The 13,458-nt window shown below is 65.7% G+C and carries 10 protein-coding genes; 7 read left to right on the top strand and 3 right to left on the bottom strand.

Translation table 11 applies throughout. The features are described from left to right. Positions 1–57: 57 nt before the first annotated feature. The 4 genes from AC3WS7_RS05280 (at position 58) to AC3WS7_RS05295 (ending at position 6,373) form a co-directional block, all read left to right on the top strand. Complete coding sequence (locus AC3WS7_RS05280) at positions 58–1,620, top strand: polyamine aminopropyltransferase (RefSeq protein WP_492655629.1); 1,563 nt, start codon at positions 58–60, stop codon at positions 1,618–1,620. Then, the gene (locus AC3WS7_RS05285) at positions 1,620–3,227 is read left to right on the top strand and encodes an FAD-dependent oxidoreductase (RefSeq protein ID WP_492655630.1); all 1,608 of its coding nucleotides are present in this window, start codon (positions 1,620–1,622) and stop codon (positions 3,225–3,227) included. The genes AC3WS7_RS05280 and AC3WS7_RS05285 overlap by 1 nt, the downstream gene beginning before the upstream one ends. A gap of 87 nt (positions 3,228–3,314) precedes the next feature. Next, positions 3,315–5,612, top strand: coding sequence for a penicillin-binding protein 1A (locus AC3WS7_RS05290; protein WP_492655631.1), 2,298 nt, complete (start codon positions 3,315–3,317; stop codon positions 5,610–5,612). Positions 5,613–5,740: 128 nt separating this feature from the next. After that, complete coding sequence (locus AC3WS7_RS05295) at positions 5,741–6,373, top strand: PEP-CTERM sorting domain-containing protein (protein ID WP_492655632.1); 633 nt, start codon at positions 5,741–5,743, stop codon at positions 6,371–6,373. Positions 6,374–6,438: 65 nt separating this feature from the next. Here the strand turns inward: AC3WS7_RS05295 and speD are convergent, their stop codons facing one another. Next, positions 6,439–6,822 (bottom strand): adenosylmethionine decarboxylase, encoded by a 384-nt coding sequence (speD, locus tag AC3WS7_RS05300; protein ID WP_492655633.1) that lies wholly within the window; start codon positions 6,820–6,822, stop codon positions 6,439–6,441. Positions 6,823–6,829: 7 nt separating this feature from the next. Next, the gene (locus tag AC3WS7_RS05305) at positions 6,830–7,951 is read right to left on the bottom strand and encodes an NADH:flavin oxidoreductase/NADH oxidase (RefSeq protein WP_492655634.1); all 1,122 of its coding nucleotides are present in this window, start codon (positions 7,949–7,951) and stop codon (positions 6,830–6,832) included. Positions 7,952–8,110: 159 nt separating this feature from the next. On the opposite strand from AC3WS7_RS05305, the gene tkt reads away from it, so the two are divergent. Then, positions 8,111–10,159, top strand: coding sequence for a transketolase (gene tkt, locus AC3WS7_RS05310; RefSeq protein WP_492655635.1), 2,049 nt, complete (start codon positions 8,111–8,113; stop codon positions 10,157–10,159). A 46-nt stretch (positions 10,160–10,205) separates the two neighbouring features. Then, positions 10,206–11,204, top strand: coding sequence for a type I glyceraldehyde-3-phosphate dehydrogenase (gene gap, locus AC3WS7_RS05315; RefSeq protein ID WP_296465181.1), 999 nt, complete (start codon positions 10,206–10,208; stop codon positions 11,202–11,204). 46 nt (positions 11,205–11,250) lie between these two features. Here gap and AC3WS7_RS05320 read toward each other — a convergent pair whose 3' ends face one another. Beyond that, a complete protein-coding gene (locus tag AC3WS7_RS05320; RefSeq protein WP_492655636.1) occupies positions 11,251–12,135 on the bottom strand; it encodes a LysR substrate-binding domain-containing protein in 885 nt (294 codons plus the stop codon). Positions 12,136–12,249: 114 nt separating this feature from the next. On the opposite strand from AC3WS7_RS05320, the gene AC3WS7_RS05325 reads away from it, so the two are divergent. Then, the gene (locus AC3WS7_RS05325) at positions 12,250–13,452 is read left to right on the top strand and encodes an MFS transporter (RefSeq protein ID WP_492655637.1); all 1,203 of its coding nucleotides are present in this window, start codon (positions 12,250–12,252) and stop codon (positions 13,450–13,452) included. Positions 13,453–13,458 lie beyond the last annotated feature (6 nt).

Genomic DNA, 13,458 nt, shown 5'->3' on the forward strand with positions numbered 1-13,458 from the left:
CCCCCGCGGGGGCGCGTTTGGCAAAACCCCAAGTCCACACCTTGGGGCGGCCCGGCGGTGAAACCTGTGTCTCCACACGCTGTCGGGCCGCGCCCGGTCGAAGTCGCGCTGCTGGCCTCGGTGTTTGTGGTGGCGGCCTGCGGGCTGGTGTACGAGCTGGCGGCCGGGGCGCTGGCGTCCTACCTGCTGGGCGATTCGGTGCTGCAGTTCAGCACCGTCATCGGGGCTTACCTGTTTGCCATGGGCATTGGCTCCTGGCTATCGCGCTTTTTCGAGCGCCAGCTCACCGCTCACTTTTTACGCATAGAACTGATGGTGGCCCTTGCTGGTGGTGCGCTGCCAGCTATTCTTTTTGTAGCGCACGCCTGGGTGCCGGGCTCCTTCCGTTTTGTGCTCTACGCCATGGTGCTGCTGGTGGGCATGCTGGTAGGGCTGGAGATTCCGCTGGTCATGCGCATCCTCAAGCGCAATGTGGCGCTGAAGGACCTGGTCTCGCAGGTGCTGACCTTTGACTACCTGGGCGCGCTCGCCGTATCGGTCGCATTCCCGCTGTTGCTGGTGCCCAAGCTGGGGCTGGTGCGCACCGGGCTGCTGTTCGGCCTGTTGAATGCAGCGGTGGCCCTGTGGGCGCTGTGGCTGTTCCGCCATGAGTTGCGTCGGTTTGCCGCGCATGCCTGGGCCTGTGGCGTGGTGCTGGCCCTGCTGGGTGTGGGCATGGTCGCGGCCGACCACATCACCACCTGGGCCGAAGACCGGCTCTACCAGGACAAGGCCATCATCGCCCAGTCCAGCCCCTACCAGCGCATCGTGGTGACGCACTCGTCGGGCGAGGGGCAGTTGGGCTACCGCCTGTTCCTCAACGGCAACCTGCAGTTTGCCCAGCGCGACGAGTACCGCTACCACGAGGCCTTGGTGCACCCCGCCATGGCCGCGTTTTCAGCCAGCGGCGCCTCGCCCAAAAAAGTGGCGGTACTGGGCGGTGGTGATGGCATGGCGGTGCGTGAGGTCCTCAAGTACTCCGGTGTAGAGAGCGTCACGCTGGTGGAGCTGGACCCGGCCATGACCACGCTGTTCACCCAGACGCCGGAGCTGGCCGCGCTCAACAGCGAGTCGCTGCGCTCCCCCAAGGTGAAGGTCATCAACACCGACGCCTTCACCTGGTTGCAGGGCACCGACGAGGTGTTTGACGTGGTGGTGGTGGACTTTCCCGACCCCACCAACTTCTCGGTCGGCAAGCTCTTCACCAACGCCTTCTACGCCCTGCTGGACAAACACTTGGCCGCTAGCGGCTACGCCGTCGTGCAGACCACCTCACCGCTGATTGCGCGCAAGAGCTTCTGGACCGTGGTCACCACCATCGAGTCCGTGGGACTGACCGCCACGCCCTACCACGCGCATGTGCCCAGCTTTGGCGAATGGGGCTTTGTGCTGGCCAGCCGCCGCCCTTGGCGCATGCCTACCGCGTTGCCCGCAGGCCTGCGCTTTTTGAACGTGCCCAGCCTGCCGCTGCTGTTTGACTTTCCGCAAGACATGGGCCGTGTGCCCACTGAGGTGAACCGGCTGTCTAACCAGGTGCTGGTGACGACCTACGAAGAGGAATGGGGCAGGGTGGCGAAGTGATGCAGCGTCGCCACTTTCTGGCCGCTGCGGCGATACCCCTGGCGGCGTGTTCAGCCCACAACGACATCACCGGCGGCTTCACCGGAATCGCCCACGAACGCGGCCACCGGCTGCGCGACACCACAACCTGGCCCACCCCTGCCGTCACCCACCGCACCCACACCGTTATTGCCGGTGGTGGCGTGGCCGGCCTGGCTGCCGCGCGTGCGCTGTGCCTGCGCGGGCAGGACGACTTTGCGCTGCTGGAGCTGGAAGACAGCGCCGGTGGCAATGCACGCGGCGGCACGGTGGGCGGCATGGCCTGCCCGCTGGGCGCGCACTACCTGCCGCTGCCCAGCGATGACGCACCCGAGGTGCAAGGCCTGCTGGAGGAACTGGGCCTGCGCCAACGGGTGGCCGGGCGCTGGCAGTACGACGAACGCCACCTGTGCCACAGCCCGCAAGAGCGCCTGTTCTTTCACGGTGCCTGGCAGGACGGTCTGCTGCCAGTGCAGGGCGTGGGTGCGTCCACGCTGGCGCAGTACCGCCGTTTTGCGGTGCTGGTGGAGCAGGCACGCCAGGCGGCGAAGTGGGCCATTCCTATAAGAAATAGGCCTGTAGCCCCCGTGCAGCGTGCGCTGTCGGCTATGACTTTTATAGCATATCTGGAGCAAAACGGACTGACCGACCCGCCGCTGCGCTGGTACCTGGACTACTGCTGCCGCGACGATTACGGCGCCGGCATCGCCACCGTGTCGGCCTGGGCCGGCATCCACTACTTTGCCAGCCGCCACGGCTTCCATGCGCCGGGCAGTGATGCGGTGGAGCGCGAGGGCCTGCTGACCTGGCCCGAGGGCAATGCCTGGCTCACACGCCGCCTGGCCGCGCCCTTGGGCGAGCGCCTGCGCACCGGCTGCGTGGTGCTGCGCGTGGCACAGAGCCGCCACGGCGTGGAGGTGGATGCCTTCAACACCGCCACCCAGCAGGTAGAGCGCTGGCAGGCACAGCAAGCCATCGTGGCGCTGCCCATTTTTGTGGCTGCGCGTGTGGTGGAGGGCGCGCCCGAGTTTCTGCGCCAAGCGGCGCAGCGTGTGGTCTACGCCCCCTGGTTGGTGGCCAACATCCACATCCGCGCGCCCTTGCATGACCGGCCAGGCCCGGCGCCGAGTTGGGACAATGTGATCTACAGCGAGACCGGCGGTGGCCTGGGTTATGTGGACGCCATGCACCAAAGCCTGCAGCCCGTGCCCGGCGCCACGGTGCTCACCCACTACCGCGCGCTGGGCGATGTGCCCGGTGGTCCGGCTGCCGGGCGCAAGCAGCTGCTGGCGCAGCCCTGGACGCACTGGCGCGACACCATCCTGGCCGAGCTGGCCACCGCCCACCCCGACCTGCCCGCCAAAGCCAGCCGCGTGGAGCTGACCCGCTACGGCCACGCCATGGCCATCCCCATCCCGTCAATGAGTGGTCAAATCGGCCTCCAGCCCCCGTCGAATGTGCGCAAGCAGCTATCAAAACAAGAGCATTTTGTGCTGGCCCATGGCCGTTTGCGCTTCGCCCACAGCGACTGGGCGGGTTACTCCATCTTTGAAGAAGCCTTCACGCAGGGCCACCATGCCGGGGCCTGAGCAACAGCTGGACACACTTGTGACACAGCCCCTGGCGGTGTCTGCGCGGCAGACCTGCCCATAATCCGCCCTCAGCCACGCTTTCTTATGCACACCAACTCCTGGGGCCCATGGCCCATGCGCGTCCTCAAAACCGGCCTGGTGCTGGTGGTGGTGTTCGCCCTCTTTCTGCTGGCAGCGGCCGCGTTTTTTTACCCGCAGCTGCCCGACACCTCCTCACTCTCCAACTACCAGCCCAAGCAGCCCTTGCGGGTGCTGACGGCCGATGGTGTGCCCATAGGCGGCTTTGGCGCAGAGCGCCGCGTCTACCAGCGCATCGACCAGATCCCTCCGCTCATGAAGGACAGCCTGCTGGCGGTGGAAGACGCGCGCTTCTACAGCCACGGCGGGCTGGACCCGATCGGTGTGGCGCGGGCGCTGCTCGCCATCACCACTGGTGGGCGCATGCAGGGCGCCTCCACCATCACGCAGCAGGTGGCGCGCACCTTCTTCCTGAGCCGCTCGCGCACCCTGGAGCGCAAGCTCAAGGAGGCGATGCTGGCCTTCAAGATCGAGTCGCAGCTCAGCAAGGACCAGATTCTGGAGCTCTACATGAACCAGATCTACCTGGGCGCGCGCTCGTACGGCTTTGAGGCTGCGGCCCAAACCTACTTTGGCAAAACGCTCGCAGCCCTGACGCCGGCCGAGTGCGCCATGCTGGCCGGCCTGCCGCAAAACCCCTACTTTGCCAACCCCATCCAGAACCTGGACCGCGCGCGTGCGCGCCAGCTGATTGCCCTGGGTCGCATGCGTTCGCAGGGGGTGATCGACGGCGGCCAGTACGCCGCGGCCCTGCTGGAAAAGCTGGTGGTGCGCAGGCCCAATGACGTGGACGTGCACGCCGAATACGCTGCCGAGATGGTGCGCCAGCAGGTCTACGCCCAGTTTGGCGAGCTCAGCTACACCACCGGCCTCAACGTCACCACCACGCTGCGCGCAGCCGACCAGCAGGCCGCCTACAAGGCGCTGCGTCGCACGCTGGTGGAGCACTCGCTGCGCCAGGTCTGGCGCGGCCCCGAGGGGCAGGAGAGCCTGGCGGATTCCCTCAAAGACGACAACCCCGCGGTCGCCCAGGCGCTGGCCGATTACGACGATGACGAAGACCTGCGCCTGGCCATCGTCACGCGCGCCAGCACCAAGTCCGTCACCGTGGTGCTCGCCTCGGGCGAGGTGGTGACGGTGGAAGGTTCCGGCCTGCGCCCGGCACAGAGCGGCCTGGCCGACAACGCCTCGGCCAAGTTGCGCGTGCGCCGGGGCGCGGTGCTGCGCGTGCTGCAGCAGGGTAAGGCCTGGAGCCTGGTGCAGTGGCCCGAGACCGAGGGCGCACTCGTCGCCATGGACCCGGCCAATGGCCAGATCCGCGCGCTGGTAGGTGGCTTTGACTTCCACCGCAACCAGTTCAACCACGTGACCCAGGGCTGGCGCCAGCCTGGCTCCAGCTACAAGCCCTTCATCTATTCCGGCGCCATTGAGAACGGCATGCAACCCGAGAGCTTGGTCAACGATGCGCCGCTGGAGAACGTGGGCGATTGGGCCCCCGAGAACGACGACGGCAGCGCGGACGGCCCCATCACCCTGCGCCACGCGCTGGCCCGCTCCAAGAACCTGGTGTCCATCCGTCTCCTGCAGTTGCTCTCGCCACAGGGGGCTCGCGACTGGACCAGCCGATTTGGCTTCGAGGCCGAACGCCAGCCCGCGGACCTGACCCAGGCCCTGGGCACCGGTGCCACCACGCCGCTGCAACTGGCGGGTGCCTATGCCGTGCTGGCCAATGGTGGCTACCGTGTCAGCCCGCTGCTGATCCAGCGCATCGCCCGCGCCAGTGGCGAGGTGGTGTTCGAGGCGCCCATCCCGGTGGTGGACGAAACCCAGCGTGCCATTCCTGCGCGCAACGCTTTCATGGTCTCCACCCTGCTGCAAGAGGTTACGCGCAGCGGCACCGCCGCGCGCGCGCAGGCTACGCTCAAGCGCCCCGACCTGTATGGCAAAACCGGCACCACCAACGATGTGGTGGACGCCTGGTTTGCCGGCTACCAGCCGGGTCTGGTGGCCGTGGTGTGGGTGGGCTACGACACGCCGCGCAGCCTGGGCACGCGCGCATCTGGCTCGGCCTTGGCACTGCCTGCGTGGATCGACTACATGGCCACTGCGCTGAAGGGGGTGCCGGTGCAGGAGGTGCAGCCGCCTGACGGCGTGGTGCGCGCAGGCAGCGAGTGGCGCTATGCCGAGTGGAACTGGGGGGGCTTTATTTCCAGCCTGGGTGTGGACGGCGAGGCCATCAGCCCAGCCCTGGCGGTGCACCCCACCTGGGCCCCCGAGCCCCCCGCTGCGACGCCCGGGGGCTAATCCGGGCCGCAAAGTGTGATTTTTGTCACACGCAGCCCGCCGGATGGCGCCGCGCGCCACCCGTGCCAACCCGCCTGCCTCTTTGCAATCAGGGCATTGTTCGTCGCAGGCCTCTTTCCAGGGAATCCATGAAAAAAATAGCCATCGCCGCCGTTCTGGCCGCCAGCTCCTTCCTCTCGGCCCAGGCCGCGTCTATTTCCGGCCTGGTCAACACCGGCAGCTTCGCCAGCGGCTTGCAGGACACCAACTACGTGCTCAACGGCAATGGCTACGGTTATGTGAGCTACGACAACGCCTGGCCCGTCAACCCCTGGCTTGCCAACACGTCGGCGTCCAAGTGGATCACCCCCACCGCCAACCAGGCCGCATCGCTGGACCCCGTGAACACGGGCACCTACTCCTGGACCCTGTCCTTCAACCTGAGCGGTTTTGATGCCAGCACGGCCAGTTTCACCGGCCAGTTTGCGGCAGACAACCAGGCCATCGTGAAGCTCAATGGCGTGACCATCGGTAGCGCAGGCAGTTTCAACCAGTACGCCAGCTTTGCGGCCAACAGCGGCTTCAACGCCGGCCTGAACACCCTGGAGTTTGTGCTGACCAACTTCGCCCAAGGCAGTGGCAACCCCGCCGGCCTACGCGTGGAGTTTTTGCAGTCCAACGTGGTGACCGCCGTGCCCGAGCCAGAAACCTATGCCATGTTGCTCGCAGGCTTGGGCCTGATCGGCACCATCAGCCGCCGTCGCATGCGTCACCGCGCCTGATCGGCCTGTGGCCTGCCAACAAAAAGGGAGCCACTGGCTCCCTTTTTGTTTTGGTGCTGGGCCCTTTACCCGCCAGGTGGCGTGCCGCGCAGCAACTGGTGCTGCTGCACCTGTGTGGCGTCAAAACGCTGCAGCAGCGCGGCCAGCAGCGCGTGCGCCTTGTCCGAATGGTCTGCGCCAAAGTTGCACACGTACACATCCAGCGTTACCGCACGTTGTTCGGGCCAGGTGTGCACACACAGGTGTGACTCGGCCAGCAGCACGGTCGCGGTGACACCGCCCGGGCCCAGGGCGGTGGCGGGGAAGGTGTGGAACTGCTGGCCCACGGCCTGCAGCCCGGCTGCTTCCACGGCCTGCACGCAAAAGGCACCCAGGGCCGTGGCCTCGGTCAACCATGGCATGGCACAGCGGCAGCCGTACAAGTCCGCGGTCAGGTGCAGGCCCTGCATGCCTGGCTCAGCGTCCGCCCACCTTCACGGCACCAAAGACCTGCTGCGCCTCGCGCGGCAGGCTGCGCCAGTAGGTGGGGTGGGCTTCTACCTGCCCACCCAGTGCGGCAGCCGCCTGCCAACCCCAGCGGGGCTGGTACAAAAACGCACGCGCCAGGCCCACCAGGTCGGCCTCGCCGTTTTGCAAAATCGCCTCGGCCTGCTGCGGGTCGGTGATCAGGCCCACGGCAATCGTCAGCAGCCCGCTCACCTCGCGGATGCGCTGCGCAAAATCCACCTGGTAGTTGGGGCCCAGGGCAATCTTTTGCTGGGGCGACACGCCGCCACTGGACACATGGATGAAGTCGCAGCCCAGGCCCTTCAGGCGTTTGGCAAACTCGGCGCTTTGCTCCACATCCCAGGCGCCGTCCACCCAGTCGCTGGCCGAGAGGCGCAGGCCCAGCACGCCATCAAACACGGCACGGACTGCGGCAAACACCTCCAGGGGAAAGCGGATGCGGTTTTCGAAATTGCCGCCATAGGCGTCGTCACGCTGGTTGGCAATCGGTGACAAAAATTCATGCAGCAGGTAGCCGTGTGCGCTGTGGACTTCAATCGCGTCGAGCCCCAAGCGGTCCGCACGGCGCGCAGCGTCTACAAAGGCCTGCTTGACACGTTCCATGCCGGCCGCGTCCAGTGCCGTGGGCGGGGTTTCACCGGGCAGCTGTGGCAGCGCCGAGGGGCCAAAGGTTTCCCAGCCGCCGTCGTTTTTCGCCATCAGCTGGCCGCCTTCCCAGGGGATGTGGCTGGAGGCCTTGCGCCCCGCGTGGGCGAGCTGGATGCACACCGGCACCCGGGGCGCCAGTTTGCGCGCGCGTGCCAGCTTGTCGGCCAGTGCGGCTTCGGTACGGTCGTCCCACAGGCCCAGGCAGGCGGGGGTGATGCGGCCTTCGGGCAGCACACCCGTGGCCTCAATCATGAACAGCCCAGCGCCGCCGTTGAGCAGATTGGCCCAGTGCATCAGGTGCCAGTCGGTGGCACAGCCGTCGACGGCCTGGTACTGGCACATCGGCGCGATGACGATGCGGTTGGGCAGCGTGAGGCCACCGCGCGGCGATGGCAGGGTCAGGGGGGTGAAGAGTTGGCTCATGCACAAAAGCATAGCCCATGGTTCAAATTCCGCGCGGTACCGCGCTGTAACGTCCCTTTGGCGCGGCCCGGTAAAATCGGGGGAGTTTCACCCTTCCCACCGTTTTCCAACCTTACCCCGGAGTTGCCCTCAATGGCCCCCACCCCCAATACCCAAGACATGGCAAATGCCATCCGCGCACTGTCCATGGACGCTGTGCAACAAGCCAACTCCGGCCACCCCGGCGCCCCCATGGGCATGGCCGACATGGCAGTGGCTTTGTGGGGCGAGCACCTGCGCCACAACCCCGGCAACCCCCAATGGGCCAACCGCGACCGTTTCATCCTGTCCAACGGCCACGGCTCGATGCTGATCTACGCACTGTTGCACCTGACCGGCTACAAGCTGCCCATCGCCGAGTTGAAGAACTTCCGCCAGTTGCACAGCAAGACCGCGGGCCACCCCGAATTCGGCATCACCCCCGGCGTGGAAACCACCACCGGCCCTCTGGGCCAGGGCATCACCAATGCCGTGGGCTTTGCCTTGGCTGAAAAGCTGCTGGCCAAAGAGTTCAACCGCGAAGGCCACGCCATCGTGGACCACCACACCTATGTGTTCATGGGTGACGGTTGCCTGATGGAAGGCATCAGCCACGAAGCCGCCGCCCTGGCCGGCGCCTGGAAGCTGGGCAAGCTGATTGCCCTGTACGACGACAACGGCATCTCCATCGACGGCCAGGTTGCCCCCTGGTTCATCGACAACACGGCCCAGCGTTTTGTCGCCTACGGCTGGAACGTGATCGGCCCGGTGGACGGCCACGACGCCGCCGCCGTGTCTGCCGCCATTGCACAAGCCAAGGCCAGCACCGACAACCGCCCCACCCTGATCATCAACAAGACCCATATCGGCAAGGGCAGCCCCAACCGCGCCAACACCTCCAAGGCCCACGGCGAGCCTTTGGGCGCCGAAGAAATCAAGCTCACGCGTGAAGCCATCGGCTGGAGCCACGCACCTTTTGTGATCCCCAAGGAAGTCTATGCAGACTGGGACGCCAAGGAAAAGGGCAAGGCCGCCGAGGCTGCCTGGAACGACACGTTCGCCGCCTACAAAGCCGCCTTCCCCGAGCTGGCCAAAGAATTCGTGCGCCGCATGAAGGGCGACCTGCCCAAGAACTTTGTGCAGACCGCCGTGGACACCGTCATCGCGGCCCACCAAAAGGGCGAGACCGTGGCCAGCCGTAAGGCCAGCCAGTTGGCTCTGGAATCCTTCACCGCTGCGCTGCCCGAGCTGCTGGGTGGCTCGGCCGACCTGACCGGTTCCAACCTCACCAACACCAAGAGCACACCCAACCTGCGTTTTGACGCCATGACGGGTGACGTGGTGACCAACGAAGCCGGTCAGGGCGGCCGCCACATCAACTACGGCGTGCGCGAATTCGGCATGGCCGCCATCATGAACGGCGTGGCCTTGCACGGTGGTTTCATCCCCTACGGCGGCACCTTCCTGACCTTCAGCGACTACAGCCGCAACGCCATCCGCATGGCCGCCCTGATGAAGCTGCGCGTGGTGCACGTGTTCACCCACGACTCCATCGGTCTGGGCGAAGACGGCCCCACCCACCAGTCCATCGAGCACGCTGCCAGCCTGCGCCTGATCCCCAACCTGGATGTGTGGCGTCCCGCCGATACGGCTGAAACCGCCGTGGCATGGACGGTTGCTTTGCAAAACAAAGCCAAGCCCACAGCATTGCTCTTGAGCCGCCAGAACATTGCCTACATCGCCAAGGGCGACTCCGCCGTGGCGCCCGACGCCTCGGGCCTGGACGCCATCAGCAAGGGTGCCTATGTGCTGGCCGAACCTGCCGACGCCGGTATCAAGAAGAAGGCCCAAGCCGTGATCATCGCCACTGGCTCCGAAGTGCAACTGGCCATCGCCGCCCAAAAACTGCTGGCTGAGCGCAAGATCGCCGTGCGTGTGGTCTCCATGCCATCCACCACCACCTTCGATCTGCAAAGCGCCGAGTACAAGTCCAGCGTGTTGCCGGCTGGTGTGCCCCGCATTGCGGTGGAAATGGGCTCCACCAGCGGCTGGTGGAAGTACGGCACCGCAGCCGTGGTCGGCTTGGACACCTACGGTGAGTCCGCCCCCGCACCGGTGCTGTTCAAGCACTTCGGCTTCACGGCCGAGAACGTGGCCGACACCGTGCAGACCGCACTGGCCCGCAAGTAATTCTGGTTTCTGTGTCCTACGATTTTTTAATTGAAGAGAGAAGCAAATGACAATCAAGATTGGTATCAACGGCTTTGGCCGCATCGGCCGCATGGTGTTCCGTGCCGCAGTTCAGAATTTCAATGACATCGAGATCGTTGGTATCAACGACCTGCTGGAGCCTGACTACCTGGCTTACATGCTGCAATACGACAGCGTGCACGGCCGCTTCAAGGGCGAAGTGTCCGTCGACAACGGCGTCTTGATCGTCAACGGAAAAAAGATCCGCCTGACGCAAGAGCGTGACCCTGCCAACCTGAAGTGGGCCGACGTTGGTGCCGACATCGTGGTCGAATCCACTGGCCTGTTCCTGACCAAGGAAACCGCCCAGAAGCACATCGACGCAGGCGCCAAGAAGGTCATCCTGTCCGCTCCCTCCAAAGACGACACCCCCATGTTTGTCTATGGCGTGAACCACGCCACCTACAAGGGTGAGGCCATCATCTCCAACGCGTCTTGCACCACCAACTGCCTGGCGCCTTTGGCCAAGGTGATCAACGACAAGTTCGGCATCAAGCGTGGCCTGATGACCACCGTGCACGCAGCCACCGCTACCCAGAAGACGGTGGACGGCCCCTCCAACAAAGACTGGCGCGGCGGCCGCGGCATTCTGGAAAACATCATTCCCTCCAGCACTGGCGCAGCCAAGGCCGTGGGTGTGGTGATTCCGGAACTGAACAAGAAGCTCACCGGCATGTCCTTCCGCGTGCCCACCAGCGACGTGTCCGTGGTTGACCTGACCGTGGAACTGAACACCTCCGCCACGCTGGCCGAGATCAACGCCGAGCTGAAGGCGCAGTCCGAAGGCGCCTTGAAGGGCGTGTTGGGCTACACCGAAGACAAGGTCGTGGCTACCGACTTCCGTGGCGACAGCCGCACCTCCATCTACGACGCCGAAGCCTCCATCGCCCTGGACGGCACCTTCGTCAAGCTGGTGAGCTGGTACGACAACGAATGGGGTTACTCGAACAAGGTGCTCGAGATGGCCCGTGTAGTTTCGAAGTAATTAAGGCCCCCATGCCCAATAAAAAACGCGCCTTCGGGCGCGTTTTTTATTGCAGCCGCGCCGCCAGAAAATCCAGAAACGCCGTGATGCGCGCCGAGAGCGCCGTGTTGCGGTAGTACACCGCGTTGATGGGCTGGCGCACGTCCACGGTGTCGCGCAGAAACAGTTGCACCAGGTCGCCCTGCTTGCGGTCGGTCTCGGTCATGAAGTCGGCCAGACAGACGATGCCCAGACCGGCCAGCGCGAGCTGGCGCATGGTCTCGCCGCTGGACGCGCTGAAGGCCAGTGTGGCGCGGTAGTGGTCGCCCTGCGGGCCGCGCAGCGGCCAGTCGTTGAGCGAAGGCACCTGGCTGTTGCCGATCAGCGCATGCTGCGAGAGGTCGGCCACGCGTTTGGGCTTGCCGTGCTGCGCCAGGTAGACCGGGCTGGCCAGCACGCGCAGGTGGCTGCTGCACAGCGGGCGCGCATGCAGCGTGGAGTCGCGCAGCGTGCCGATGCGGATGGCAATGTCGGTGCGCTGGGCCAGCAGGTCCACGTTCAGGTCGTCGGTGTTGAGCTCCAGGTGAATGGCCGGATAGCGCTGGTGGAACTCGGCCACCAGCGGCACCACGGCATGCAGCATGAAGGGCGAGGCCGCGTTGACGCGCAACAGCCCGCTGGGCGCTTCGCGGCGTGCGGCCATCTCTTCCTCGGCCGCGTCCATGGCGTCGAGGATGGCGCGTGTGCGCGCCAGAAAGGCCTGGCCTTCCTCGGTCAGTTCCAGCCGGCGTGTAGTGCGGCGCAGCAGGGTGGTGCCCAGTTTTTTCTCCAGCCGGCTCAAAGCGCGGCTGATGCCCGAGACGGTCTGCACCAGCTGCTCGGCCGCTGCGGTGATGGAGCCCGTGTCCACCACGGTGCGAAAGGCCAGCAGTTCTTCAAGCGTGGTTTTCATGGGTTTGTATTGTTGAATTGAAGTCAACAGTATTCTGCCGACAAGAGGCTTTTTCTGCAAAGGTAAAGCACGCACACTCCGGCTCTCTTGTTCACTCGATTGCCGGAGCCCTTCATGCCCATTGCCCTTCTCGCGCTGACCATCAGCGCCTTTGCCATCGGAACCACGGAGTTCGTCATCGTGGGCCTGCTGCCCACGGTGGCGGCCGATTTGCAGATCACCCTTCCCTCGGCCGGCCTGCTGGTCAGCCTGTACGCACTCGGTGTGGCCTTTGGCGCGCCCGTGCTCACGGCCCTGACCGGCAAGCTGCCGCGCAAGGCCTTGCTGCTGGGCCTCATGGCCCTGTTCACACTGGGCAATCTGCTGGCCTGGCAGGCGCCGGGCTACAACACGCTGGTGGCCGCCCGCGTTCTCACGGGGCTGGCCCACGGTGTGTTCTTCTCCATCGGCTCCACCATCGCCACCGGCCTGGTGCCCAAGGAAAAAGCCGCCAGCGCGATCGCCATCATGTTCACCGGCCTGACCGTGGCGCTGGTCACCGGTGTGCCGCTGGGCACCTTCATCGGCCAGCACTTCGGCTGGCGCGAGACCTTTCTGGCCGTCTCCGCCCTGGGCGCGTTGGCCTTTGTGGTGAGCTTCTTCTTTGTGCCGCGTGCCATTGCGCACACGCCACCGGCCTCGCTGGCGCAGCAGCTCAAGGTGCTGGCCCAGCCGCGCCTGCTGCTGGTCTATGCCACCACGGCCGTGGGCTATGGCGGATCCTTCATTCCGTTCACCTTTCTCGCGCCCATCCTGCAGCAGTCGGGCTTTGGCGCCAGCGCGGTGGGCTGGGTGATGCTGGTGTACGGCGTGTCGGTGGCGGTGGGCAACCTCTGGGGGGGCAAGCTGGCCGACACGCGCGGGCCGGTGGCTGCGCTCAAGCTGATCTTTGCGCTGCTGGCCGCCGTGCTGCTGCTGTTCCAGTTCACTGCGCCGCACCCTTGGCTGGCGGTGGCCACCGTGCTGCTGTGGGGGGCCGTGGCCTTTGGCAATGTGCCGGCGCTGCAGCTCGATGTGGTGCGCCAGGCCGAGCGCCACACGCCCGACGCGGTGGACGTGGCCTCGGGCCTGAACATCGCAGCCTTCAATGTGGGCATTGCGTTTGCCGCCTGGGCCGGTGGCCTGGTGGTCACGCACATGGGCCTGATGCACACGCCATGGATAGGCGCCGTCGTGGTGCTCGGTGCCCTGGCGCTCACCTTCTGGAGCGGCCGCCTGGACCGCCGCGCCCGCATGCCGGCCCCCACCCTGTCGCCCCAGCGCGCCACCGCGCATTGATGTCTC

The sequence above is a fragment of the Rhodoferax sp. EU05-FHT12H12 genome (genome assembly GCF_058791215.1).